A 25,916-nucleotide genomic window follows, 5' to 3' on the forward strand; every position below is an offset into this window, starting at 1 on the left:
GGCCGAGGGCTGACCAACACGCTCACCGGACGGACAAAACCCGGTGCCCCCGGACGGGCCCGCAGGACATACTCGGCCGGGTGTTCGTATCGATCTCCACTACCGGCACCGCCGAGAACCCCGCCTCCGACCTGGGCTTCCTGCTGCACAAGCACCCCGACCGGGTGCAGCAGTTCGCCACCGCGCACGGCACCGCGCACGTCTTCTACCCCGAGTCCGGTGCGCAGTCCTGCACCGCCGCGCTGCTGCTGGAGGTCGACCCCGCGGCGCTGCTCCGCCAAGGCCGCGGCAAGGGCCGGTCCGGCTCCCCCGACCTGGCGCTCGCCCAGTACGTCAACGACCGCCCGTACGCCGCCTCCTCGCTGCTCGCGGTGGCGCTGCGCACGGTCTACCGGTCCGCGATGAAGGGCGAGTGCGCGCACCGGCCCGAACTGCCCGGCCGCGCGCTGCCGCTGCGGATCGCGCTGCCCGCCGTCCCGGTGGCCGGTGCCGGCGATCCCGCGCTGGTGGAGCGGCTGTTCGCACCGCTGGGCTGGCAGGTCGACGCGCGGCCCGTCCCGCTGGACGAGTCCTTCCCCGAGTGGGGCGACTCCCGGTACGTGCGGCTCGAACTGACCGGCACCCTGCGGCTCGCCGACGCGCTGCAGCACCTCTACGTGCTGCTGCCCGTCCTCGACGGGGCCAAGCACTACTGGGTCGCCCCCGACGAGGTCGACAAGCTGCTCGCGGCGGGCCACGGCTGGCTCGCCGACCACCCCGAACGGGCCCTGATCACCCGCCGCTACCTGGCTCGCCGTTGGTCGCTGACCAAGCTCGCGATGGAACGCCTCGCCCTGGCCCGGCTGGCCGAGGCCGACGACCGCGAGGCCGAGGAGATCGACAACGCCGTCCCGGACGTTCCGGATGTTCCGGACGCCCCGCAGGCTCCGCAGGCTTCGGAGGTTCCGGACGCCCCGGAGGCTCCGGACGCCGCAGCGACCGCAGACACCGCAGGGGCAGCGGAGATGACCGCCGTCGACCCGGCCGACCCGGCAGGCCCGCTCACCGCTCCGGCCGCTCCGGCCGCGGTCACCGAGCGGGGTGAGTCGCTCGCCGTGCAGCGGCGGACGGCGATCCTGGCGGCGCTGGCCCGGACGGGCGCGGCCCGGGTGCTCGACCTGGGCTGCGGGCAGGGCGAGTTGGTCGGCGCGCTGCTCAAGGAGCCGCGGGTCACCGAGGTGCTCGGGGTGGACGTGTCCTCGCGGGCACTGACGATCGCCGCCCGTCGGCTCCACCTGGACCGGATGCCGGAGCGGCTGGCCCGCCGGGTCAAGCTGGTCCAGGGCGCCCTGACGTACACCGACGCCCGGCTGAAGGGCTACGACGCGGCGGTGCTGTGCGAGGTGATCGAGCACCTCGACCTGCCCCGGCTGCCCGCGCTCGAGTACGCGGTGTTCGGCGCGGCCCGGCCCGCGACGGTCGTGGTCACCACCCCGAACGCCGAGTACAACGTCCGCTGGGAGACCCTGCCCGCCGGGCGGATGCGTCACGACGACCACCGCTTCGAGTGGAGCCGGGCCGAGTTCGCGGCCTGGGCGGAACGGGTCGCCGCCGACTACGGCTACGGCGTCGAGCTGGAGCCGGTCGGCCCGGTCGACCCCGAGGTCGGTGCGCCCACCCAGCTCGCCCACTTCCGCCTCGCCGAACCCGACCCGACCGCCGCCACCACCACCAGCACGGCCCTTGCCGCCGACACTGCCACTGCCACCGCCACCGACGTCCCGTCGAACGACCTCGCCCCGGAAGGGAGCGCCCACCGATGACCACCGACACCACGGAGCCGACCCCTGCCCGGGCGGGCCGCCGACTGCCCGTCACCGACGTCTCGCTGGTGGTGCTGATCGGCAGCACCGGTTCCGGCAAGTCCACGTTCGCCCGCAAGCACTTCAAGCCGACCGAGGTGGTCTCCTCCGACTTCTGCCGCGGCCTGGTCGCCGACGACGAGAACGACCAGTCCGCCTCCGGCGACGCCTTCGACCTGCTGCACTACATCGTCGGCAAGCGGCTCGCGGCGGGTCGGCGCACCGTGGTCGACGCCACCAACGTCCAGGACCACGCCCGCCGGGCCCTGGTCGCGATCGCCCGGGAGCACCACGTGCTGCCGATCGCCATCGTGCTGGACGTCCCGGCCGAGGTGTGCGCCGAGCGCAACCGGGCCAGGGCGGACCGGCAACTGCCCGCCCACGTGATCCCCCGCCACCAGCGGGACCTGCGCCGTTCGCTGCGCGGGCTGGAGCGCGAGGGCTTCCGCAAGGTGCACGTGCTGCGCGGGGTCGAGGAGGTCGAGCATGCCGAGATCGTCCCGGAGAAGCGGTACAACGACCTGCGGCACCTGACCGGTCCGTTCGACGTGGTCGGCGACGTCCACGGCTGCCGCTCCGAGCTGGAGACCCTGCTCGGCCGGCTCGGCTACGCGATCACCCGCGACGAGCAGGGCCGCGCCGTCGACGCCGCGCACCCCGAGGGCCGCACCGCGGTCTTCGTCGGCGACCTGGTCGACCGCGGCCCGGACAGCCCGGGCGTGCTGCGCCTGGTGATGGGCATGGTCGAGGCCGGCCACGCCCTCTGCGTCCCCGGCAACCACGAGAACAAGCTGGGCCGCTGGATGGACGGCCGCAAGGTCACCGTCTCGCACGGCCTGCAGGAGACGATCGACCAACTGTCCGCGGAGAGCGAGGAGTTCCGGGCCCGGGTGCGGGAGTTCATCCGCGGCCTGGTCAGCCACTACCTGCTGGACGGCGGCGCGCTGGTGGTCTGCCACGCCGGTCTGCCGGAGAAGTTCCACGGCCGCGCCTCCGGCCGGGTCCGCTCCCACGCGCTGTACGGCGACACCACCGGCGAGACCGACGAGTACGGCCTGCCGGTGCGCTACCCGTGGGCCGAGGAGTACCGCGGCCGCGCCCTGGTGGTCTACGGCCACACCCCGGTGCCGGTGGCGAGCTTCCTCAACAACACCATCTGCCTGGACACCGGCGTCGTGTTCGGCGGCAGCCTCACCGCGCTGCGCTACCCGGAGCGGGAGGTCGTCGCCGTCCCGGCCGAGCAGGAGTGGTACGCGCCAATCCGCCCGATGCGCACCGACGCGCCCGGCGGCCGCGAGGGCCGTCCGCTCGACCTCGCCGACGTGGTCGGTCGCCGGGTGGTGGAGACCGCGCACCTGGGCAACGTCGCCGTCCGGGAGGAGAACGCCGCCGCCGCGCTGGAGGTGATGAGCCGCTTCGCGCTCGACCCGCGGCTGCTCGGCTACCTGCCGCCGACCATGGCCCCCTCGCCGACCTCCCGACGCGAGGGCCTGCTGGAGCACCCCGAGGAGGCGTTCCTCGCCTACCGGCAGGACGGCGTGCGCCAGGTGGTCTGCGAGGAGAAGCACATGGGCTCCCGGGCCGTCGTCCTGGTCGCCCGGGACGCTGCCGCCCTGGAGAAGCGCTTCGGGCTGCCCGGCCCCGGCGCGATCTGGACCAGGACCGGTCGCGCCTTCCTGTCCGACCAGGGGCTCACCGAGGCGCTCCTCGACCGGCTCCGCGCCGCCGCCGAGCGCACCGGTCTGTTCGACGAACTCGGCACCGGCTGGCTGCTGCTGGACGCCGAGCTGATGCCCTGGTCGCTCAAGGCGGTCGAGCTGCTGCGCCGCCAGTACGCCGCCGTCGGCGCGGCCGCCGGGGCCGCCCTGCCCACCGCGCTCGACGCCCTCGCCCGGGCCGCCGGGCGAGGGCTGGACGTGGCGGAGCTGACCGACCGCCAGCAGGGGCACGCGGCCGACGCCCGGGCCTTCACCGAGGCGTACCGGCGCTACTGCTGGCCGACCGAGGGGCTCGACGGCGTCCGGCTGGCCCCGTTCCAGCTGCTCGCCGCCGAGGGCGCCAACCTGGCGCTGCGCCCGCACACCAAGCACCTCGCCCTGATCGACCGGCTGGTGGACGCCGACGGGCAGCTCGCCGCGGAGACGGACGGCACCGCGCCGGTGCTGCACCGCACCGGGCGGCTGCTGGTCGACACCGCGGACGACTCCTCGATCGCCGCCGCCGTCGCCTGGTGGGAGGAGCTGACCGCGGCGGGCGGCGAGGGCGTGGTGGTCAAGCCGGTCGAACCGCTGCACCGGGACGGCTCCGGGCGGCTGGTCCAGCCCGGGATGAAGGTCCGCGGCCGCGAGTACCTGCGGATCATCTACGGACCGGACTACACCCGGCGCCTGGACCGGCTGCGCCAGCGCTCGCTCGGCCACAAGCGCTCGCTCGCCCTGCGCGAGTACGCGCTCGGCCTGGAGGCGCTGGACCGGCTGGCGGCCGGGGAGCCGCTGTGGCGGGTGCACGAGGCGGTGTTCGCGGTGCTGGCCCTGGAGTCAGAACCGGTCGACCCCCGGCTCTGACCCGGCTCTGGTCCCGGTCCCGGCCATGGTTCGATCTCCGATCGCCACGGCCGGGGCAGGGCCGTGGAAGTGTTGCATGAATATTCGAATCCTCGTATACACTTCCCACTTCAGTCCGTTGACCGACCCAGGAGACCGGTATGGCGTTCAACCTCCGGAACAGGCACTTCCTCAAGGAGCTCGACTTCACTCCCCAGGAGTTCCGTCACCTGGTCGACCTGGCGGCCCAGCTGAAGGCCGCCAAGTACGCGGGCACCGAGCAGCCCCGCCTGCGCGGCAAGAACATCGCGCTGATCTTCGCCAAGACCTCCACCCGCACCCGCTGCGCCTTCGAGGTGGCCGCCCACGACCAGGGCGCCTCCACCACCTACCTGGACCCGGCCGGGTCGCAGATGGGGCACAAGGAGTCGATCAAGGACACCGCCCGGGTGCTGGGCCGGATGTTCGACGGCATCGAGTACCGCGGCGACGGGCAGGAGATCGTCGAGGAGCTGGCCGCGCACGCGGGCGTCCCGGTCTGGAACGGCCTGACCGACGAGTGGCACCCGACCCAGATGCTCGCCGACGTGCTCACCATCCAGGAGCACTCCACCAAGCCGCTGAACGAGACCACCCTGGTCTACCTCGGCGACGCCCGCTTCAACATGGGCAACTCGGTGCTGGTCACCGGCGCGCTGCTGGGCATGGACATCCGGATCGTCGCCCCGGCCTCGCTCTGGCCCAGCGAGGAGGTCCGCAAGGCGGCCGACTCGCTGGCCGAGGCCAGCGGCGCCCGGATCACCCTCACCGAGGACGTGGCGGCCGGCGTGGCCGGGGCGGACTTCCTCTACACCGACGTCTGGGTGTCGATGGGCGAGCCCAAGGAGGTCTGGGCCGAGCGGATCGCGCTGCTCAAGCCGTACCAGGTCTCGATGGACACGGTGCGCGCCACCGGCAACCCGGCGGTCAAGTTCCTGCACTGCCTGCCCGCGTTCCACGACCTCGGCACCGAGGTCGGCCGGCAGATGTTCGAGCTCACCGGCATGTCGGAACTGGAGTGCACCGACGAGCTGTTCGAGTCCGCGCACTCCGTGGTCTTCGACCAGGCCGAGAACCGCCTGCACACCATCAAGGCCGTGATGGTGGCGACCCTCGGGTCCTGACGGCCCCGGCCCCGAGCGCGGGGACGCCCGCGGGACGCACCGGCGTCCGGCGGGCGTCGGCGCGTGGTGCGGAGGTCGCCCCGCTGCCTCAGAAGTCGACGTCCACGCAGGCCGCCCGGTCGGCCGCGGCGTGCGGCCCGGCGGGGGTGCCCGCGTGCAGGACCAGCGAGTGCGCCTCGTCCGGGCGGAACTCCCACGGGACGGTCGCCGAGGCGGTGCCGGTCCCGTCCGGGCCGGTGCGCAGCGTCATCCGCACCTCGTTGTCGGCAGCGTCCGACCCCGCCACCTGCTGGTAGTGCGGCCCGGAGGAGGCCGGGTCGGCGCCGCAGCGCCCGGTGTGCACGTGCGCCGGGAACTCGTGCGAACCGGCCACCCCGGCCAGCTCCACCGTGACGGAGGTGCGCCCGGCCGCCCGCCCGACCGTGACCCGCACCTGCGAGCCGTACGGCACCAGGTCGGGCGCGTGGGTGACCGCCCGGGCCGGGACGAAACCGTCCGCCCGGTCGAAACGGGCGTCCACCACCCGGCCGGCACCCGGACCGGCCGGGGCGTCCGTCGGGCGGCCCTGGGCGTCGGGCGGCCCGATCGGCAGCAGGGCGAGCGGCACCAACAGCGCACCGGCAGCGGGGGACAGGGGCATCGCGGACCTTCCGACGGGCGGGCAGGGACAACACCCGACACGGTGGCCGTCCCCGTCCCGCCGCGCACGCCGCCGTGCCGCAGCGCCAACCGCAGTCACCCGTACGGGAACCGGGGCTCGAACCGGGGCGCGAAGCGGGACGCGCACCGCGCCGCGCACCGGGTGCGGACCGGCGGTCAGGCCGCCGCGATGCCGCGGATCTCGCAGCGCGGCCCGCTGGCGCGCATCAGGCGCAGGTCGGCGGTGACCAGCGGGGCGCCGTGGAGTTCGGCGACCGCGACGTAGGCGGCGTCGTCCGGGGTCAGGTTGTCCTTGAGCTCCCAGATCCGGCCGAGCAGCGGGGCGACCTCCACCTTGCGGATGGCCAGGCCCGGGAGCCGGAGGGTGAGTGCGGCGACCTCCTCGGCGGTCAACTGCTTGGCCAGGTACAGCCCGCGCAGCGACTGCATCACCTCGATCACCACGTGCTCGGGCGCCACCCACTCGGGGTCGGCGGCCAGCGCGGCCCGGGCGGCATCGCCCCGGGGCCCCCGGTCGGAGAACGACAGCACCAGTGCAGAAGCGTCCACCACGATCACCCGCCCACCGTAGTCCGCCCGCGCCCGCCGTCCGGCCCGGGGGGTGCCGGGTGCGGACCCGATGCGGCTACCGGCCGCCGCCACCCGCCGTCACGGGCCGCCGCCACCCGCCGCGGTGGGCTCGCCGCTGCCGGGGCGGGCGCTGCCGGGGCGGGCGCTGCCCGGGCGGCTGCTGCCGGGCGCGCCGCTCGGCACGGCGGTGAGGGCGGGGCCGGGGGAGGCGGGCGGGCTGGTCACGGCCGTGACCGCCTGCCGCCGCGCCCGCTCCCGGGCCGCGTACGCGTCGAGGTCGGCGGACAGCGTCTGCTGCAGGCCCACCGCGATCTTGCCCATGGCGCTCGGTTCGAGCGGCGGGGCGTCGCCCGTCGGTCCGGTGGCGGACAGGACGAGCCGGACGCCGTGGGGGTCCATCAGGTCCGCCCGGTTCACGGTCCGGCCCTGATCGTCGGAGAGGGTGAGGTTCACTCCGCTGACGTCCCCGCTGCCGACGGGTGCGCAGGCCCGGACGGCCGGGTCCTCGCGGCAGTCGTGGCCCCAGATCAGGGTCTGCGCGCCCTCGTCGGCCAGTTGCACGCGCACCTCGATCGTCCCGGCGTCCCCGCCGGAGGCCCAGTGGAACCGGGCCAGGACGGAGAGACCGGTCGAGCCGTCCGGGGCGGCGCCGGTGTCCTCCCAGGCGGTGAGGGCCAGTTCGTGCGGCAGGAACGGCAGCAGCCGGTCGAGCGTCACGGGCCGGGCCGGGACGGACGGCGAGGCGGCCGGGCCGGTGCCCGGGCCGGTGCCCGGGGCGGCCGCCGACACCGCGGGCGGGGCCGCGGCGGGGCGCAGCAGCAGCCCGCCGCCCACCGCCAGCGCGGCGACGGCGGCGACCGCCCCGGTGAACGCGAGCCGCCGCCGCAGCCGGATGCTCCGCCCCTCGGCGGTGGCCCCGGCGACCAGCAGGCCGAGGTCGGGCACGCTGCTGCCGACCGCCCGCGCGAAGACGTCGCTCAGCTCCTGCTCGGACATCGGGAGGTTTCTCGCTTTCTGGCGGTCGTCACGGGCGCGGTCAAGGTCAAGGTCAAGGTCACGGGCGCGGTCAAGGCCAGGGTCGTGGGCGCGGTCGCGGGGGCGCGTCACGGCACCAGGCTGTCCAGGTGCGGGGCGAGTTGGCGGCGCAGCCTGGTCAGGGCCCGCAGGGAGCGGACCCGGACGGTGCCGGGGGAGAGCTGGAGCTCGGCGGCGGTCTCGTCGACGCTCCGGTCCTCCCAGTAGCGCAGCACGAGCACGGCCCGGTCCTTGGGCGGCAGTTCGGCGAGCGCGGCGAGCAGGGCGACCCGCAGCGCGGGGTCGTGGTCGGGGGCGGCCTGCTCGGGGAGGCCGTCGAGCACCGGCAGTTCGGTGCTGCGGCGCAGTCTGCGGTGCGAGAGGTAGCAGCGGACCAGCACGGTGCGGGCGTACGCGGCGGGGCTCTCGGCCTGGGCGACCCGGTGCCAGGAGGCGTAGATCCGGGCGAGGGCGGTCTGGGTGAGGTCCTCGGCGAGGTGCCAGTCGCCGCACAGCAGCAGCGCGGTGCGGAACAGCGCGGCGCCGCGCTCGTGCGCGAACTGCTCGAACTCGCGCCGCTCCTCGGCGCCCCTGCGTCGTCCCACCACCGTCCGCGCGCCCCCGTCCTCGTCCTCGTCCGTCGCCCCGGCCCGTCGCCCCGCGCGGCCCGCAGTCCGCGGCCCCGCAGTCCGCGGCCCCGCGAAGGAACGGACGCGGCCCCGCGAAGGAACAGACGCGCCGGGCGCCCGGTACGTTGCGTCCCGGTCGTGCTCCGGGGCCGGGGAGGTGCACCCTGGTGGGGAACCGCGGTGGGGCGAGCCGGTGGAGTGCGGGCGGACCCCATGCACTATGGTTTATCTCGACATCGAGATACATTCCGCGCTACGCTTTATCTTGACGTCAAGATACTTGCCGAGAGGCGCAGGCCTTCCATCATCGGCTCGGTAAGCGGCGGCAGTCAGGTTAGCTGAGGCTTACCTCATCACCGGGTGGACCAAGAAGGAGTCAGTCGTGTCCGCGAACAGCTTCGACGCCCGCAGCTCGCTGCAGGTGGGCGACGAGTCGTACGAGATCTTCAAGCTCTCCGCCGTCGAGGGTGCCGAGCGGCTGCCGTACAGCCTCAAGGTCCTGCTGGAGAACCTGCTCCGCACCGAGGACGGCGCCAACATCACCGCCGACCACATCCGCGCCCTCGGTGGCTGGGACCCGACGGCCGAGCCGTCCGAGGAGATCCAGTTCACCCCGGCGCGCGTGATCATGCAGGACTTCACCGGCGTGCCCTGCGTGGTCGACCTGGCCACCATGCGCGAGGCCGTGAAGGAGCTGGGCGGCGACCCGTCCAAGATCAACCCGCTGGCGCCGGCCGAGCTGGTCATCGACCACTCGGTCATCGCCGACAAGTTCGGCACCCCGGACGCCTTCGTCCAGAACGTCGAGATCGAGTACGGCCGCAACAAGGAGCGCTACCAGTTCCTGCGCTGGGGTCAGACCGCCTTCGACGAGTTCAAGGTCGTCCCGCCCGGCACCGGCATCGTCCACCAGGTCAACATCGAGCACCTGGCCCGCACCGTCATGGTCCGCAACGGCCAGGCGTACCCCGACACCTGCGTCGGCACCGACTCGCACACCACCATGGTCAACGGCCTGGGCGTGCTGGGCTGGGGCGTCGGCGGCATCGAGGCCGAGGCCGCGATGCTCGGCCAGCCGGTCTCGATGCTGATCCCGCGCGTGGTCGGCTTCAAGCTGAACGGCCAGCTCCCGGCCGGCACCACCGCCACCGACCTGGTGCTCACCATCACCGAGATGCTGCGCAAGCACGGCGTGGTCGGCAAGTTCGTCGAGTTCTACGGCGAGGGCGTCACCTCGATCCCGCTGGCGAACCGCGCCACCATCGGCAACATGTCGCCGGAGTTCGGCTCGACCTGCGCGATCTTCCCGATCGACGCCGAGACCATCAACTACCTCAAGCTCACCGGCCGCAGCGAGCAGCAGCTCGCCCTGGTCGAGGCGTACGCCAAGGAGCAGGGCCTCTGGCACGACCCGTCGGTCGAGCCGGTCTACTCCGAGTACCTGGAGCTGGACGTCTCCACCGTCGTCCCGTCGATCTCCGGCCCGAAGCGCCCGCAGGACCGCGTGGTGCTGGCCGAGGCCGCCGAGCGCTTCCGCACCGCCGTGCGCGACTACGTCAGCGTCGACGAGGCCGGCGAGGAGTCCTTCCCCGCCTCCGACGCCCCGGCGTCCAGCAACGGCATCCACCGGCCGTCCCTGGTCACCGCCCCCGACGGCTCGTCCTACGAGATCGACAACGGCGCGGTCGTGATCGCCTCGATCACCTCCTGCACCAACACCTCCAACCCCTCCGTCATGCTGGGCGCCGCCCTGCTGGCGAAGAAGGCCGTGGAGAAGGGCCTGCACGTCAAGCCCTGGGTCAAGACCACCCTGGCGCCCGGCTCCAAGGTCGTCATGGACTACTACGAGAAGGCCGGCCTGCTCCCGTACATGGAGAAGCTGGGCTTCAACCTGGTCGGCTACGGCTGCGTCACCTGCATCGGCAACTCGGGCCCGCTGCCCGAGGAGGTGTCGAAGGCGGTCAACGACAACGACCTCGCGGTCGTCTCGGTGCTCTCCGGCAACCGCAACTTCGAGGGCCGGATCAACCCGGACGTCAAGATGAACTACCTGGCCTCCCCGCCGCTGGTGGTCGCCTACGCGATCGCGGGCAACATGGGCGTGGACATCACCAAGGACGCCCTGGGCCAGGACGCCGACGGCAACGACGTCTTCCTCGCCGACATCTGGCCGTCGGAGCAGGAGGTGGCCGACGTGGTCGCCAACTCCATCGACCAGGACATGTTCGCCAAGGACTACGCGGACGTCTTCGCGGGCGACCACCGCTGGCAGTCGCTGCCCGTCCCGACCGGCGACACCTTCGAGTGGGACGCCGAGTCCACCTACGTCCGCAAGCCCCCGTACTTCGAGGGCATGGCCAAGACCCCGAGCCCGGTGACCGACATCTCCGGCGCCCGCGTGCTGGCCAAGCTGGGCGACTCGGTCACCACCGACCACATCTCCCCGGCCGGCAACATCAAGCCCGGCACCCCGGCGGCGCAGTACCTGACCGCCAACGGCGTGGAGAAGCGCGACTTCAACTCGTACGGCTCGCGCCGCGGCAACCACGAGGTGATGATCCGCGGCACCTTCGCCAACATCCGCCTGCGCAACCAGATCGCGCCGGGCACCGAGGGCGGCTACACCCGCGACTTCACCCAGGCCGACGGCCCGGTGTCGTTCATCTACGACGCCTCGCAGAACTACCAGGCCGCGGGCATCCCGCTCGTCGTCCTGGCGGGCAAGGAGTACGGCTCCGGCTCGTCCCGCGACTGGGCGGCCAAGGGCACCGCGCTGCTCGGCGTCAAGGCCGTCATCGCCGAGTCCTACGAGCGCATCCACCGCTCCAACCTGATCGGCATGGGCGTCCTGCCGCTGCAGTTCCCGGCCGGCCAGAACGCCGAGTCGCTGGGCCTGACCGGCGAGGAGACCTTCGAGATCACCGGTGTCACCGAGCTGAACGAGGGCCGCACCCCGAAGACCGTCAAGGTCAAGGCCGGTGAGGTCGAGTTCGACGCGGTGGTGCGCATCGACACCCCCGGTGAGGCGGACTACTACCGCAACGGCGGCATCCTGCAGTACGTGCTGCGCAGCCTCATCGGCTGATCCGGGCGGCAACGAGAAGGCCGCACCGTCCCGCGAGGGGCGGTGCGGCCTCCGTCGTTCCCCGGCGCGGATCCTGCCGTTCCCCTTGTGCGGCCCCCGCCGAGTGGACTAAACCTCTCCACAGCACATGGTCCATACCAATTGACGCTGAATCGGAGAGATTCACGGAATGACCAGACGCAGCTCCGCCGCGCTCCTCGTCGCGGCCACGCTCGGCGCCCTGCTCGTCTCCCCGGCGGCCGCCCAGGCCCACGGCGACGACGACCGCGGCGGCCGCCACCGGCTGGAGGGCCAGCGGGTCGGCTACTTCACCCAGTGGGGCATCTACGGCGGCTTCTCCGCCAAGAACGTCCAGACCAGCGGTCAGGCCGGCAGGCTGACCGTGATCAACTACGCCTTCGGCAACGTCTCCGCCGACGGCACCTGCTTCGAGGCCAACGCGGCCGGGGTGGGCGACGCCTGGGCCGACTACCAGCGCCCGGTGGGCGCCGAGGAGTCGGTGGACGGCGTGGCCGACACCGCCGACCAGGCGCTCAAGGGCAACTTCAACCAGATCCGCAAGCTCAAGGCCAAGAACCCGCAACTGCGCGCGGTGATCTCGCTGGGCGGCTGGAGCTGGTCCAAGTACTTCTCGGACGCGGCGCTCACCGACGAGTCGCGCAAGAAGTTCGTCTCCTCCTGCATCGACCTGTACCTCAAGGGCGACCTCCCGCAGCTGGGCTCCGCCGAGGGCGGCGCGGGCGCGGGCGCCGGGGTGTTCGACGGCATCGACATCGACTGGGAGTACCCGGGCGGCGGCGGTGACGGCGGCAACGTGGTGCGCCCCGAGGACGGCCGCAACTACACCCTGCTGATGCAGGAGTTCCGCCGCCAACTGGACGCGCTGTCCGGCAGGAAGGGCCCGCACTACCTGCTCACCGCGGCCGTCCCGGCGGGCGAGGCGAAGATCGACCAGCTGGAGGTCAAGAAGGTCGCCAAGTCGGTGGACTGGCTCAACCTGATGACCTACGACCTGCACGGCCCGTGGGAGGCCCAGGGGCCGACCAACCACGACGCCAACCTCTACGCCGACCGGGCGGACGCCTCCGGGCTGAAGCTCGGTGTCGACCGGGTGGTGCGGACCTACCTGGACCGCGGCCTGCCCGCGAAGAAGGCCGTGGTGGGCGTCCCGTTCTACGGCTACGGCTGGACGGGCGTGCCGGCCGGGCCGAAGAAGGACGGCCTGTACCAGTCCGCCACCGGCCTGGCCCGGGGCGGGAACCTGCCGTACAACCAGATCAAGGACCTGCCGGGCACGGTCTTCACCGACCGCGCGCACGGGGCGACCTGGAAGTACGACGGCACCGAGTTCTGGACGTACGACACCCCGGACCTGCTGACCCGCAAGGCCCGGTACGTCGAGGAGAACGACCTGGGCGGCGTGATGGCCTGGTCGCTCGACAACGACGACGCCCGGGGCACCCTGGTCGCGGCCCTGGACCGGGGCCTCCAGGAGCGCTGACCCCGGCCCGGGGCGGCTCCGCGCGCAGCTCCGCGCAGCACGGTTCGCGAACCGTGCTGCGCGAAGCTGCGCATTTCTATGTTCTGGCGCGCACGAACGCGCTAGATTGCGGTCCAGGCTCGGCGCGGACGGGCAATGTGCAGGGTCCCTGCACATTGCACATGCTGCATCGCCGACAACGGTTCGACTGTCAGGTTTGTTATCAGACCCGCTGACTATTGCCGCTGGGTGAACAGTGGACTATACCTTTGCAGCATCATCACACCGCCTCTGACCGGCACCTTCGCCGCTGGGCACCTTCCGGGCCGCGGGAGTTGACGCTACGTCAGCTCCGGTCCGCTTCTTCTGGAACTGAGGGGTTAGGGCACTCATGGGCTCTGCAACTGAGTACAACCGTCGCGACCTGTTCAAGCGTGCGGCCGCGATCACCGTCCTCGCGGCGGGCGGCACCTCGCTGCTCGCGGCCTGCGCCGGTGGTTCCGGCAGCAGTGACAACAAGTCGGGCGCCTCCCCGACGCTCGGCGGCGACAGCAAGAACCCGTTCGGCGTGAAGGCCAGCGACGCGCTGGACGTCGTGATCTTCAAGGGCGGCTACGGCGACGACTACGCCAAGGTCTTCGAGGATGCCTACAAGAAGGCGTACGCGGGCGCGAACGTCTCCCACCTGGGCACCCAGGAGATCAGCGGCAAGCTGCAGCCGCGCTTCAACGCGGGCAGCCCGCCGGACGTCTTCGACAACTCCGGCGCCCAGGCCATGAAGGCGGACGTCCTGGTCAGCGCCGGTCAGCTGACCGACCTGACGGTGCTGCTGGAGGCCCCGTACCTGGACGACCCGTCCAAGAAGATCAAGGACGTCCTGCTGCCCGGCACCGTCGAGCAGGGCACCATCGACGGCAAGATGTACTCGCTGAACTACGTCTACACCGTGTTCGGCCTCTGGTACTCCGCCAAGCTCTTCAAGGACAAGGGCTGGACCCCGCCGAAGACCTGGGACGAGTTCATCACCCTCTGCGGCACCATCAAGGCCGCGGGCATCGCCCCGTTCGCGCACCAGGGCAAGTACCCCTACTACGCGAACTACATCATCTTCAGCCTGATCGCCAAGCAGGGCGGCCTGGACCTGGTCAAGAAGATCAACGCCTGTGACACGGCGGCCTGGGACGACCCGGCGGTGCTGGCCGGCGTCAAGGCGTTCTACAAGATCATGGAGGGCGACTTCCTCCTCCCCGGCACCAACGGCATGACCCACACCGAGTCGCAGACCGCCTGGTGCCAGGGCAAGGCCGCCTTCATCCCGTCCGGCTCCTGGCTGGAGAACGAGATGCTGGCCTCCACCCCGGCCGACTTCGACATGGCCTTCCTGCCGGTCCCGTCGCTGCCGAACGACAAGCTGCCCGCCACCGCTCTGTGGGCCGGCGCCGGCGAGCCGTTCATGGTCCCGAGCAAGGCCAAGAACAAGGCCGGCGGCCTCGAGTTCCTGCGCATGATGCTGACCAAGGACGGCTCCTCCAAGTTCGTGGCCACCGCGAACTCGCTCACCGTCCTGAAGGACGGCGTCAACGCGGACGTCCCGCTCAAGCCGGGCACCAAGTCCTCGGCCGCGGCGGTCAAGGCGGCCGGCGACGTCACCTTCAACTTCAGCTTCCAGGACCTGCAGACCGCGTTCGACGCCGAGGTCGAGAACGCCACCAACGAGCTGGTCAACAAGCGCATCACCCCGGAGGAGTGGGTCTCCCGCGGCAAGGCCGCCACCTCCAAGAAGGTCTGACCCCCCAGCAGGCCGACGGCTTGTCACCGCAAGGCCGGGGCCCGCTCGCGGGTCCCGGCCGTTCCACGCGATACCGCAGTTCCAGGCCTGTCTGACCACAGGCTGTCGGCGGACAGGAGCAGCTCCCATGCGACACCGTAAAACACCCTTCATCCTCGGGTTCCTCGTGGTTCCCGTGGCGCTGTACATCGCCCTGGTCATCTGGCCCTACCTGCAGACCTTCGGCTACTCGCTGACCGACTGGTCCGGCGCCTCGTCCGAGATGAACTTCATCGGACTGGACAACTACACCGCGCTGTTCAAGGACAGCGCCTTCCTCGGCGCGCTGCGGCACAACCTGCTGCTGCTGGTCGTGCTGCCGCTGGCCACCATCCTGCTGGCGCTGTTCTTCGCCTTCATGCTCAACGTGGGCGGCAGGAGCGGCACCGGCGGCGTGCAGGGCGTGCGCGGCTCGGCCTTCTACAAGGTCGTCTTCTTCTTCCCGCAGGTGCTGTCGGTCGCCATCCTGTCGGTGCTGTTCCAGGGCGTGTACCGGACCGACAAGGGCGGCCTGCTCAACGGCGTCCTGATCGCGCTCGGCATCGTCGACGAGAACCACCCCTGGGACTTCGCGTCCAACCCGACCTTCGGCCTGTGGTGCGTCATGGGCGTGATCGTCTGGTCCGGCGTCGGCTTCTACCTGGTGCTGTTCTCGGCCGCCATGCAGAGCATCCCGAAGGACATCTACGAGGCCGCCCTGCTGGACGGCGCCCAGCGCGGCACCACCTTCTTCAAGATCACGCTGCCGCTGCTCTGGGAGAGCATCCAGACCGCCTGGGTCTACCTCGCGATCGCCGCGATGGACGCCTTCGCCCTGGTCTCCACCATGACCCCCGGCGCGTACTACGGCGGTGGCCCGGACCACCACAGCGAGATCATGGCGACCTTGCTGATGCGCAACTTCATCACCTACGGCAAGGCCGGCTACGCCTGCGCCATGGGTGTGGTGATCTTCTTCATCACCCTGGTCCTGTCCGTCGTCTCGCTCCGGGTCACCCGGCGCGAGAAGATCGAGTTCTGAGGTTCCCGGCATGAGCACCAACACCGACGCGACCACCGGAATCCCGGCCCAGCGCAGCGGCGGGAACGACGAGCCGCGCAAGCCCGGCAAGCAGCAGCGCTTCGCCGACGGCGGGGGAGTCCTCAACGTCTTCTCGCACGGCTTCCTGGCCCTGTGGGCCGTGCTGATCATCGTCCCGCTGATCTGGATCGTCCTCGGCTCGTTCAAGAACAACACCGAGATCGGCGACAGCGCCTGGAGCTGGCCCTCGCACTGGGGCTTCGACGCCTTCACCCGCGCCTGGGACAAGGGCATCGGCGACTTCTTCGTCAGCACCGTGATCGTGCTGGCCGGTTCGCTCACCCTGACCATGCTGCTCGGCTCGATGGCCGCCTACGTGCTGGCCCGCTACGAGTTCCGCGGCAACCGGGTCATCTACTACTTCTTCGTGGCCGGTGCGATGTTCCCGGTCTACCTGGCGCTCGTCCCGCTGTTCTTCATGATGAAGAACCTCGGCACGGTGATCCCCTGGCTGGGCCTGAACCAGTACGCCGGCCTGATCCTGGTCTACACGGCCTACTCGCTGCCGTTCACCGTGTTCTTCCTGCACTCGTTCTTCCGGTCGCTGCCCAGCGCCGTCCACGAGGCGGCGATGATCGACGGCTGCTCGCACACCCGGGCGTTCTTCCAGGTCATGGTGCCGATGGCGAAGTCCGGCCTGATCAGCGTGTTCATCTTCAACGTGCTCGGCCAGTGGAACCAGTACCTGCTGCCGCTGACCCTGATGCAGCAGCAGAGCAGCAGCGACCCGGACCGCTCGATGCTGGCCCAGGGCCTGATGAACCTGGCCCAGCAGTCCGGCTACGCCAGCGACTTCCCCGGCCTGTTCGCGGGCATGACGATCGCGATGCTGCCGGTCCTAGTGGTGTACCTGTCCTTCCAGCGGCAGGTCCAGGCGGGTCTGACCTCGGCCACCCTGAAGTAACCGCGCCACCCCTGCACGTGGGGCAACCCCCTCCCCGGAGGAGGGGGTTGCCCCACCGGTCGTCACCGGGCGTCGCACTCCTGGGCGCGCAGCGCCCGGGCCAGGTCGTCCCGGCACTCCAGCACCAGCCGGCGCAGCGCCGGGGCGGCGTCCGGGTGGGCGGTCAGCCAGGCGTCGGTGGCGGCCAGGGTCCGCGGCGTGGTCTGGTACCGCGGGAAGAAGCCGCCGACGATCCGCATCGCGATCTCGATCGAGCGCTCCGCCCAGACCGACTCCAGCAGCTCGAAGTACGGCGCGGCGTACGGGGCGGTCAGCTCCCGGTGCCCGGCCCGGTTGAAGCCCGAGATCTGGGCCTCCACCAGGGCGTTGGGCAGCTCGTCGGAGTCGACCACCGCGGCCCAGGCGGCGGCCTTGGCCTCCGCGGTGGGCAGCGCGGCCAGGCACTGGGTCTGCTGGCGGCGGCCGCTGGCGGTGTGGTCGCGGGCCAGTTCGGCGGCCAGCTCCTCGGCGGTGGCGGCCCCGTGCGCGGCCAGCGCCAGCCAGAAGCTCCAGCGCAGCTCCTGGTCGACGTCCAGGCCGTCGATCCGGCCGGTGCCGTCGAGCAGTCCGCGCAGCAGCTGCAGGTGGTCGGCGCGCTCGGCGGTGTCGGCCAGGAACCGGGCCCAGGCGAGCTGGTGGTCGCTGCCGGGGGCGGCCTGCGACAGCTCGCGCAGCGCGCACTCGGCGAGCGCGGTGCCGTACTCGGCGCGGTGGGCCGGGTCGGCGTACACCGCCAGCGCGGTGGCGGCCTGCTGGTGCAGGGACTGCAGGACGCCGACGTCGGACTCCCGGCCGGCGAAGCGCAGCACCAGGTCGAGGTAGTCGCGGGTGGGCATCAGGCCGTCCCGGGTCAGGTTCCACACCGCGGACCAGGCCAGCGCCCGGGCCAGGCTCGGGGTGCTGCCGCCGTCCGGGCCGGTGCCGTCGGCGAGGTCGCCGAGGCCGGTGCGCAGGGTCTCCAGCGAGTGCTCGTCGAAGCGGACCTTGCAGTACGTCAGGTCGTCGTCGTTGACCAGCACCAGCGCGGGCAGCTCCCGCCCGGCCGCCCCGGCGACCACGGTGCGCTCCCCGGCGACGTCCAGCTCGTAGCGGTCGGTGCGCACCAGCGCGCCGTCCGCGCCCCGGTCGTACAGGCCGACCGCGATCCGGTGCGGGCGCAGCGGCGCACCGTCCTGGCGGACCGCCAGCTCGGTGATCCGGCCCTCGGCGTCGCAGGTCACCTCGGGGGTCAGGGTGTTGACCCCGGAGGTCTGCAGCCAGGCGGCGGCCCAGGCGCGCAGGTCGCGGCCGCCGGTCTCCTCCAGGGCGTCCAGCAGGTCGTCCAGGACGGTGTTCCCGAAGGCGTGCTTCCTGAAGTAGGCGCGGGCGCCCTCGAAGAAGGCCTCCGGGCCGACGTAGGCGACCAGCTGCTTGAGGACGGAGGCGCCCTTGGCGTAGGTGATGCCGTCGAAGTTGAGCTTGGCGTCCTCCAGGTCGCGGATGTCCGCGGTGATCGGGTGGGTGGTGGGGAACTGGTCCTGCCGGTACGCCCAGGCCTTGCGGCGGTTGGCGAAGGTGATCCAGGCGGAGCGGTACTTCGTGCCCGCGGCGATCTGCGCGTAGGAGCCCATGAAGTCGGCGAACGACTCCTTCAGCCACAGGTCGTCCCACCACTTCATGGTGACCAGGTCGCCGAACCACATGTGGGCCATCTCGTGCAGGATCACGTTGGCCCGGGACTCGTACGCGGCCTCGGTGACCTTCGAGCGGAAGACGAACTCCTCGCGGAAGGTCACGCAGCCCGGGTTCTCCATCGCGCCGATGTTGTACTCGGGGACGAAGCACTGGTCGTACTTGCCGAAGGGGTACGGGTAGTCGAACTCCCGGTGGAAGTAGTCCAGGCCCTGCTTGGTGACGGTGAGGATCTCCTCGGCGTCGAAGTGCGGGGCGAGCGAGCGGCGGCAGGTGGCGGCCAGCGGGATCTCCAGCAGCGTGCCGTCGGGCAGTTCGCGCCTGTAGTGGTCGCGCACCACGTGGTACGGGCCGGCCACCACGGCGGTCAGGTAGGTGGAGATCGGCCGGGTGGGCGCGAACTCCCAGGTGCGGGAGTCTCCTTTGTCGGTGACGCGCTCGTGCACCGCGTTGGCGTACACGTCCCAGGCGGCGGGGGCGGTCACGGTGAAGGTGAACGGGGCCTTCAGGTCGGGCTGTTCGAAGTTCGCGAAGACCCGGCGGGCGTCGGCCGGCTCGTAGTGGGTGTACAGGTAGGTCTCGCCGTCCACCGGGTCGACGAAGCGGTGCAGGCCCTCGCCGGTGCGGCTGTACGCGCACTCGGCGACCACGGTCAGCCGGTTGTGCGCGGCCAGCACCGGCAGCGCGACCCGGGCGCCGTCGAACACCTCGGCCACGTCCAGCGCGCGGCCGTTCAGCTCGACCGAGACCACCTCGGGGGCCAGCAGGTCGGCGAAGCTGCTCGCGCCCGGCTCGGCGCAGTCGAAGGAGATCCGGGTGGTGGAACGGAAGGTGGGCCGGCCGGGGTCGGCCGCCGCACTGACGTCCAGGTGCACGCGGTAGCTCTCCACCCGGATGATCGCGGCCCGGTCGCGGGCCTCCTCGCGGCTCAGGTTCTTGCCCGGCACGTCGGCACTCCTCTGTACGGAACACACGGTTTCGGAGTGTTCATGGCACTCCGTCGGGGGCATCCTTTCACGCCGCCCCACCTGTGCCATTGCACTGAGGGAGGAATCATCGCGGACGGTCCGGAGTTGCACCCCGGAGGGGAATCCCCGAACCGCCGAACCGCCGACCGAAGGACGCCGTCAGTGACGACCGCAGACTCCCGCAAGATCGCCGACTTCTGGTTCGACCCGATCTGCCCGTGGGCCTGGATGACCTCCCGCTGGATGCTGGAGGTCGAGAAGCTCCGCCCGGTGGACACCCGCTGGCACGTGATGAGCCTGTCCGTCCTCAACGAGAACCGGGACGACCTGCCCGAGCAGTACCGCGACCTGCTGGCCGCCGGCTGGGGCCCGGTCCGGGTCCTGATCGCCGCCGCCCGGGAGCACGGCGACAAGGTGCTCGGCCCGCTCTACACCGAGCTCGGCACCCGCTTCCACAACCAGGGCCTGCCCAACAACCGCGAGACGATCGTCGCCGCGCTGCGCGCCGCCAACCTGCCGGAGGAGCTGGCCGACGCCGCCGACACCGACGCGCACGACGACGCGCTGCGCGCCTCGCACGCCGAGGGCATCGGCCTGGTCGGCGAGGACGTCGGCACCCCGGTGATCGCCGTCGACGGCCCGGACGGCAACCGCGTCGCCTTCTTCGGCCCGGTCGTCACGCCCACCCCGCGCGGCGAGGCCGCCGCCCGGCTCTGGGACGGCACGATCCTGGTCGCCTCCACCCCCGGCTTCTACGAGATCAAGCGTACCCGCACCGCGGGTCCGTCCTTCGAGTAGCCGCCCGCACGACGGAGCCCCGCACCCCGGCCCGGGGTGCGGGGCTCCGCCGCGTCGGCGTCGCCGTCAGGGCGCGACCGCCCGCCGCCGGCCGCGCAGCGCCCCGACCACGGCCAGCGCCAGTGTCAGCCCCGCCGTGAAGTAGAGCTGCACGCGGTTGGCGGAGTCCAGCGTCATCAGCACCAGCACCGCCAGGATCGCGGCCAGCGCCAGGTAGGTCAGGTACGGGAACGCCCACATCCGGACCGGCAGTTGCCCGGCCGACAGGTGGCGCCGCATCCGCAGCTGGGCCGCGCAGATGAACGCCCAGACCACCAGGACCGCGGCGCCGACCATGTTCAGCAGCCAGGAGAACACCGTCTCCGGCCACCAGTAGGAGAGCAGCACCGCCAGGAACCCGAACCCGCAGGAGGCCAGCACCGCGCGCCGCGGCACCCCGCCGGAGATCCGGGACAGCCCGGCCGGACCGTGGCCGCGGGCGATCAGCGAGTGCGCCATCCGCGAGGCGCCGTAGATGTTGGCGTTCATCGCGGACAGCAGCGCGATCAGCACCACCACGTTCATCAGCTGCGCGGCGCCCGGGATGCCCAGTGCGTCCAGCACCGCGACGTACGGGCCGGGCTTGACCACCGCCGGGTCGTCCCACGGGACGAGGGTGACGATCACCGCCATCGAGCCGACGTAGAACAGCGCGATCCGCCACATGGCGGTGCGCACCGCGACCGCCACGCTGCGCCGCGGGTCCTCGGACTCGGCGGCGGCGATGGTGACGGTCTCCAGGCCGCCGTACGCGAAGACCGAGGCGAGCAGGCCGGTGATCAGGCCGCCGGCCCCGTTCGGGAGGAAGCCGCCGTGGCCGGTCAGGTTGCTCAGCCCCGGGGCGGGGGTGTCGGGCAGCAGGCCGCAGATCGCCAGCACGCCGATCACCAGGAAGGCGCTGATGGCCAGCACCTTGATCGCGGCGAACCAGAACTCGAACTCGCCGAAGTTGCGGACGGCGGCCAGGTTGGTCAGGCAGAAGAAGGCCATGAAGACCGCGACCCAGGCCCAGGACGGCACGCCGGGCAGCCAGCCGGAGACGATCCCGGCCGCACCGATCGCCTCCACCGCGACGCCCACGCACAGCAGCACCCAGAACAGCCAGCCGACGGTGAACCCGGCCCACGGGGCGATCTCCCGCTCGGCGTGCACCGAGAAGGAGCCGGAGGCGGGGCGGGCCGCGGACATCTCGCCGAGCATCCGCATCACCAGCATCACCAGCAGCCCGGAGGCGGCGAAGGCCAGCACCACGGCCGGCCCGGCCGCGGCGATCCCGGCGCCCGAGCCGACGAACAGCCCGGCGCCGATCACGCCGCCGAGCGCGATCATCGACAGGTGGCGCTGCCTGAGCCCGTGGGACAGGCCCGCGTCCTCGGTGGCCGACTCCCGGGCGGGCGCGGTATCGGGGGTGGGGGTGCGGGTCATGCGACGATTCCAGACTGTTCGACGGATTGGTCGTGTTCACGGAGGTCTGTCCACTATTCGGCAAGGGATGTGGACATCCCAGGCGGTACCGCCATCCGGACGGAATCCTGACACAGGGTGTCCTGTCGTGTACACGTAGCGAGGGTGAGGGCCCGGTCACAGGCCGGATCCGACAAGCCGGAGCGGTCGGCTTTTGTCACGGCCGACGCGGCGCGAAGCACCTGACAGCGCGTAGGTTCGCAGGTGATCACCCGCACCGGAGCCCAGGGAGCAGCCATGGCCATCGCCGCGCCGACACCGTCCACCGCCGTCCTCGCCGACCTGCTGCCGCAGGCCGCCACCCGGCTCGGCGCCCGCGCCCGCGACCTGGCCCTGGTGACCGGCGGCGCCGCGCTGACCGGCCTGGCCGCCCAGCTCTCGGTGCCCGTCCCCGGCTCGCCGGTGCCGGTCACCGGGCAGACCTTCGCCGCGCTGCTGGTCGGCACCGCGCTCGGCGCCCGCCGCGGCGCCGCCGCCCTCGGCCTCTACCTGGCGGCGGGCATGGCGGGCCTGCCCTGGTTCGCCCAGGGCACCTCGGGCGCCGGCCTGGCCACCCTCGGCTACGTGATCGGTTTCGTGGTCGCCGCCGCGCTGACCGGCGCGCTGGCCCGCCGCGGCGCCGACCGCAGCCCGCTGGCCACCGCCGGGGCGATGGCGCTCGGCAGCCTGGCCATCTACGCCATCGGCGTGCCCTACCTCGCCTTCGCCCTGGACGTCCCGCTGGCGAAGGCCGCCCACCTCGGCCTGTACCCGTACCTGGTCGGCGACGCGCTCAAGGTGGTGCTCGCGATGGGCGCCCTGCCGCTCACCTGGAAGCTGCTCGGCCGCCGCTGACGCAGCGTCACCGCCGCCGGGTCCGCGCCCCTGTCGGGGAGCGGGCCCGGCGGCATGTCACACTCGTGGTCATGCGCGTCTACCTGGGCTCCGACCACGCCGGATACGAACTGAAGAACCACCTCGTCGAGTGGCTGAAGGGGGCCGGTCACGAACCGGTCGACTGCGGCCCGCACGTCTACGACGCCGAGGACGACTACCCGCCGTTCTGCCTCCGGGCGGCCGAGCGCACCGCCGCCGACCCCGAGTCGCTGGGCGTGGTGATCGGCGGCTCCGGCAACGGCGAGGCGATCGCCGCCAACAAGGTCAAGGGCGTCCGGGCCGCCCTCGCCTGGAGCGAGCAGACCGCCGCCCTCGGCCGCGAGCACAACAACGCCAACGTGATCTCGATCGGCGGCCGGATGCACACCGTCGAGGAGTCCACCAAGTTCGTCGAGATCTTCCTCAACACCCCGTACAGCGGCGAGCCGCGGCACACCCGCCGGATCGAGATGCTCTCCGAGTACGAGACCACCGGCGAGCTCCCGCCGATCCCGGCCCACCACCCGCAGGGCTGAGCCGACGGGGGGACGCCCGCCCGGGCGTCCCCCGCGCCGTCGTGCTCAGAAGCCGTGCGGCAGCCAGGGCTCCAGCACCGAGCGGAACGCCGCCGAGGCCGGCTCCAGCGCCCCCGGCCGCAACTCCCGCACCAGGCCCGCCGCGGCCAGCGCCGCCAGCGAGCCCCCGCCCAGGTACGCCGAGCCCAACTCGCGGACGTCCAGCGCCAGTTCGGCCGCCTTGCCGGTCCGCACGCAGGAGACCGGTCCGCCCGGCACCGCTGTCAGCCGCCAACGCCCGGCGTTCCACGGGCAGAACGCGTCGGTCACCTCCAGCACCACGTCCACCGCCGCCGGGTAGCCGCGCGCCTCCAGCGCCACCGGCAGGTCCACCAGCCGCACGTACATCCCGTCCACGATCCGCGGCACCAGGTGCCGGACGTCCGACACCAGGTGCAGCAGCGCGTCGTCCACCGGCAGGTTGTGCGCCTCCACCCGCTCGGTCAGGTCCAGGTCCAGCAGGAACTCCCACAACCGGGCCGCCACCCACGGCCGTTCGGCCTGCACCACCCGCACCCGCACCACCCCGGCCGCGCCCCGGTCGGTCCACTCCGGCTTCACCGCGTACCGGGCGTAGCCCAGCAGTTCACCGCTCCCCGCGTCCTCGGCCAGCACGCACTGCAGCGGGGAGAAGCCGTCCCGGTCGGCCGGCGCGTCCAGCACCGCCCAGTCCTCCCAGCCCGGCCGCCGCAGCAGGGTGCCGGGACGGGCGGGGGCCAGCCGGGCGTACAGCTCCTCGCAGCGCGGCAGTTCGGCCACCGGGTCGGCCAGCCGCAGCACCACCTCGCCGTCGCGCTCCGGCGTGCGCAGCCGCACCCGGCCGCGCAGCGCCGACACCACGGCCTTCCGGGTGGCCGGGCCGTACCCGAAGCGGCCGTAGATCGCCGGCTCGGAGGCCGTCAGCACCGCCAGCGGCTCCCCGGCCGCCCGCACGTCGTCCAGCTGGCGGCGCATCAGCGCGCTCAGCGCGCCCCGCCGCCGGTGGGTCGGCAGCACGCCGACCGCGGCCACCCCCGCCGCCGGGAGCACCGCGCCGCCCGGCACCACCAGCCGGAAGTCGAACGACGTCGTCCCGCCCACCGGCCGACCGTCCGCGCAGGCCACCAGCGTGCGCTCCGCGTCGATCAGCCGTCGCCACAGCTCCCGGGCCTCGGGCGCCTCCTCGGTACCGCCGAAGGCCACCTCCACGCTCCGGTACCAGGTCTCCCACTCCTCGGCGCGCAGCGGCCGGACGGTCAGCTCGGGGTGTCGTGTCGTCATGCCGCCTGCCTACCAGCCGGGTCGGGGCCCGGCGAGCGAATAACCGCGCCCCTGACGTGTCCCGGGCGGCCGAAACCCGCCGGGCGTGCCACCCCCCGCTGCACCCGGTGCCACCCACCCCGTCGACGCGGGCACCGGCGGTGGATAAGGTCGGTCCCCATGGCCGGCAGCGCGCGTCCCAGTGCGACGGGCCGGGACGGCCGCCCGTCCCGCGAACCCGTGACGGCCCGGCTGCGCGCGACGCTGTACCGGGCCCGGCGCAGGCTGCGCCGCACCGGCGTCGACTACTTCCGCGGCGACGGCGCCGACTGGTGGGCGTTCGCCGCGCTCGCCCTGGTCGTCCCGCTGCTGGTGCTGCTCAACATCCTCGTCCCCGACTGGGCCCCGCCCACCGCCCTGGTCCTGCCGATCCTGGCGGGCGCGCTGCTGCTGCGCCCCGGCACCCTGGTGCTGCTGTACGCCGTCGCGGCGGGCGGCCTGGTCACCGAGTCCGTGGTGCACACCGGGGAGCGGGTGGCCAGCCAGCGTCCCGAGGCGTACACCCACGGCGTCACCCCCGGCGCCGCGCTGGTGGTCGGCGCGGTCGGCGTCGCCGGGCTGCTGGTCGCCCAGTTCCGCCGCCGGATCGGCGTGCCCTGGCGCGGCGGCTCCACCATGCTGTTCGACCTGCGCGAACGGATCCGGGTGCAGGGCCGCGTCCCGAAGCTGCCGGACGGCTGGCACACCGACACCGCGCTGCGCCCGGCCGGCGGCCAGTCCTTCTCCGGCGACTTCATGGTCGCCGCCCGCACCGGCCCCGGCCGCCGGGTGCTGGAGGTCGTCCTCGCCGACGTCTCCGGCAAGGGCATGGACGCGGGCAGCCGCGCCCTGCTGCTCTCCGGCGCCTTCGGCGGACTGCTCGGCTCGCTGCCCGCCCACGACTTCCTCCCCGCCGCCAACGGCTACCTGCTGCGCCAGGACTGGGCCGAGGGCTTCGCCACCGCCGTCCACCTGGTCCTCGACCTGGACACCGGCGAGTACGAACTCCTCTCCGCCGGGCACCTGCCCGGCATGCACCGGCTCGCCGGGGCCGGGCGCTGGGAGGTCAAGGAGGCCGAGGGGCCGCTGCTCGGCGTCTACGACGGCGCCAAGTTCGAAGGCGTGCGCGGTACTTTGGGTTCCGGCGACGTGCTGATGCTGTGCACCGACGGCATGGTGGAGATCCCCGGCCGGGACCTGGGCGAGGGCATGGACCGGCTGATGGGCGAGGCCGACCGGCTGGTCGCCACCACCCCGGTGGCCGGGCGCTCCGGGGCCGCGGTCCGGCTGATCGACAGCGTGGCCAAGCACGTCAACGACGACCGCGCCGTGCTGCTGGTCTGGCGCCGCTGACCGCCGCCGACCGCTGCCGACCGCGGCCGACCGCGGCCGACCGCGCCGTCCGGCGCGGAGGAACGGTGCGCACGAGGT

General features: G+C 72.5%; 19 protein-coding genes. 12 read left to right on the forward strand and 7 right to left on the reverse strand.

The genetic code is table 11. The annotated features are described in order from the left end of the window. The first annotated feature begins 80 nt into the window (after nucleotides 1-80). The 3 genes from QSK52_RS22275 to argF all read left to right on the forward strand — a co-directional run bounded on the left by QSK52_RS22275 (nucleotide 81) and on the right by argF (nucleotide 5,547). On the forward strand, nucleotides 81-1,802 hold the full coding sequence (locus tag QSK52_RS22275; protein WP_285737890.1) for a 3' terminal RNA ribose 2'-O-methyltransferase Hen1: 1,722 nt from the start codon (nucleotides 81-83) through the stop codon (nucleotides 1,800-1,802). Continuing rightward, nucleotides 1,799-4,405, forward strand: a complete 2,607-nt coding sequence (locus tag QSK52_RS22280) for a polynucleotide kinase-phosphatase (RefSeq protein ID WP_285737891.1) — start codon at nucleotides 1,799-1,801, stop codon at nucleotides 4,403-4,405. Before QSK52_RS22275 ends, QSK52_RS22280 begins: the two co-directional genes overlap by 4 nt. A 140-nt stretch (nucleotides 4,406-4,545) precedes the next feature. After that, nucleotides 4,546-5,547, forward strand: a complete 1,002-nt coding sequence (gene argF, locus QSK52_RS22285; protein ID WP_285737892.1) for an ornithine carbamoyltransferase — start codon at nucleotides 4,546-4,548, stop codon at nucleotides 5,545-5,547. An 88-nt stretch (nucleotides 5,548-5,635) separates the two neighbouring features. Here argF and QSK52_RS22290 read toward each other — a convergent pair whose 3' ends face one another. From QSK52_RS22290 to QSK52_RS22305, 4 genes are all read right to left on the reverse strand, one after another. Next, on the reverse strand, nucleotides 5,636-6,187 hold the full coding sequence (locus QSK52_RS22290) for a superoxide dismutase family protein (protein WP_285737893.1): 552 nt from the start codon (nucleotides 6,185-6,187) through the stop codon (nucleotides 5,636-5,638). Between the two features lie 176 nt (nucleotides 6,188-6,363). After that, a complete protein-coding gene (locus tag QSK52_RS22295) occupies nucleotides 6,364-6,765 on the reverse strand; it encodes a type II toxin-antitoxin system VapC family toxin (RefSeq protein ID WP_285737894.1) in 402 nt (133 codons plus the stop codon). Nucleotides 6,766-6,855: 90 nt separating this feature from the next. Further along, nucleotides 6,856-7,773 carry a hypothetical protein gene (locus tag QSK52_RS22300; protein ID WP_285737895.1) on the reverse strand — a complete coding sequence of 306 codons (918 nt, stop codon included), beginning with the start codon at nucleotides 7,771-7,773 and terminating at the stop codon, nucleotides 6,856-6,858. A gap of 107 nt (nucleotides 7,774-7,880) precedes the next feature. Further along, the gene (locus QSK52_RS22305; protein WP_285737896.1) at nucleotides 7,881-8,396 is read right to left on the reverse strand and encodes a SigE family RNA polymerase sigma factor; all 516 of its coding nucleotides are present in this window, start codon (nucleotides 8,394-8,396) and stop codon (nucleotides 7,881-7,883) included. 406 nt (nucleotides 8,397-8,802) lie between these two features. On the opposite strand from QSK52_RS22305, the gene acnA reads away from it, so the two are divergent. The 5 genes from acnA (at nucleotide 8,803) to QSK52_RS22330 (ending at nucleotide 16,798) form a co-directional block, all read left to right on the forward strand. After that, nucleotides 8,803-11,505 carry an aconitate hydratase AcnA gene (acnA, locus tag QSK52_RS22310; RefSeq protein ID WP_285737897.1) on the forward strand — a complete coding sequence of 901 codons (2,703 nt, stop codon included), beginning with the start codon at nucleotides 8,803-8,805 and terminating at the stop codon, nucleotides 11,503-11,505. Between the two features lie 169 nt (nucleotides 11,506-11,674). Continuing rightward, the gene (locus QSK52_RS22315) at nucleotides 11,675-13,006 is read left to right on the forward strand and encodes a glycoside hydrolase family 18 protein (RefSeq protein WP_285737898.1); all 1,332 of its coding nucleotides are present in this window, start codon (nucleotides 11,675-11,677) and stop codon (nucleotides 13,004-13,006) included. Nucleotides 13,007-13,376: 370 nt separating this feature from the next. Further along, nucleotides 13,377-14,774, forward strand: coding sequence for an N-acetylglucosamine/diacetylchitobiose ABC transporter substrate-binding protein (gene ngcE, locus QSK52_RS22320; protein WP_285737899.1), 1,398 nt, complete (start codon nucleotides 13,377-13,379; stop codon nucleotides 14,772-14,774). 127 nt (nucleotides 14,775-14,901) lie between these two features. Continuing rightward, entirely contained in the window at nucleotides 14,902-15,834 is a 933-nt protein-coding gene (locus QSK52_RS22325) for a carbohydrate ABC transporter permease (protein ID WP_285737900.1), read from the forward strand. 10 nt (nucleotides 15,835-15,844) lie between these two features. Then, entirely contained in the window at nucleotides 15,845-16,798 is a 954-nt protein-coding gene (locus QSK52_RS22330; protein ID WP_285737901.1) for a carbohydrate ABC transporter permease, read from the forward strand. Nucleotides 16,799-16,860: 62 nt separating this feature from the next. Here QSK52_RS22330 and pepN read toward each other — a convergent pair whose 3' ends face one another. After that, the gene (gene pepN, locus QSK52_RS22335; protein ID WP_285737902.1) at nucleotides 16,861-19,455 is read right to left on the reverse strand and encodes an aminopeptidase N; all 2,595 of its coding nucleotides are present in this window, start codon (nucleotides 19,453-19,455) and stop codon (nucleotides 16,861-16,863) included. A gap of 183 nt (nucleotides 19,456-19,638) precedes the next feature. Between pepN and QSK52_RS22340 the strand changes: the two genes are divergently transcribed. Further along, on the forward strand, nucleotides 19,639-20,274 hold the full coding sequence (locus QSK52_RS22340) for a mycothiol-dependent nitroreductase Rv2466c family protein (RefSeq protein ID WP_435053326.1): 636 nt from the start codon (nucleotides 19,639-19,641) through the stop codon (nucleotides 20,272-20,274). Between the two features lie 66 nt (nucleotides 20,275-20,340). Here the strand turns inward: QSK52_RS22340 and QSK52_RS22345 are convergent, their stop codons facing one another. Then, nucleotides 20,341-21,738 (reverse strand): amino acid permease, encoded by a 1,398-nt coding sequence (locus tag QSK52_RS22345; protein ID WP_285737903.1) that lies wholly within the window; start codon nucleotides 21,736-21,738, stop codon nucleotides 20,341-20,343. 276 nt (nucleotides 21,739-22,014) lie between these two features. Between QSK52_RS22345 and QSK52_RS22350 the strand changes: the two genes are divergently transcribed. Together QSK52_RS22350 and QSK52_RS22355 are read left to right on the forward strand one after the other, a co-directional pair. Continuing rightward, nucleotides 22,015-22,611: a biotin transporter BioY gene (locus QSK52_RS22350; protein WP_285737904.1), complete on the forward strand. Its 597-nt coding sequence runs from the start codon at nucleotides 22,015-22,017 to the stop codon at nucleotides 22,609-22,611. Nucleotides 22,612-22,682: 71 nt separating this feature from the next. Continuing rightward, entirely contained in the window at nucleotides 22,683-23,168 is a 486-nt protein-coding gene (locus QSK52_RS22355; RefSeq protein ID WP_285737905.1) for a ribose-5-phosphate isomerase, read from the forward strand. A 45-nt stretch (nucleotides 23,169-23,213) separates the two neighbouring features. On the opposite strand, the gene QSK52_RS22360 is transcribed toward QSK52_RS22355, so the two are convergent. Continuing rightward, nucleotides 23,214-24,467 carry a GNAT family N-acetyltransferase gene (locus QSK52_RS22360; RefSeq protein WP_285737906.1) on the reverse strand — a complete coding sequence of 418 codons (1,254 nt, stop codon included), beginning with the start codon at nucleotides 24,465-24,467 and terminating at the stop codon, nucleotides 23,214-23,216. Between the two features lie 159 nt (nucleotides 24,468-24,626). Between QSK52_RS22360 and QSK52_RS22365 the strand changes: the two genes are divergently transcribed. Beyond that, entirely contained in the window at nucleotides 24,627-25,838 is a 1,212-nt protein-coding gene (locus QSK52_RS22365) for a PP2C family protein-serine/threonine phosphatase (RefSeq protein ID WP_285737907.1), read from the forward strand. The last annotated feature ends 78 nt before the right edge of the window (nucleotides 25,839-25,916 follow it).

Origin of the sequence: Kitasatospora phosalacinea, from assembly GCF_030268885.1 — a bacterium.
GTDB classification, from domain to species: Bacteria; Actinomycetota; Actinomycetes; order Streptomycetales; family Streptomycetaceae; genus Kitasatospora; species Kitasatospora phosalacinea_C.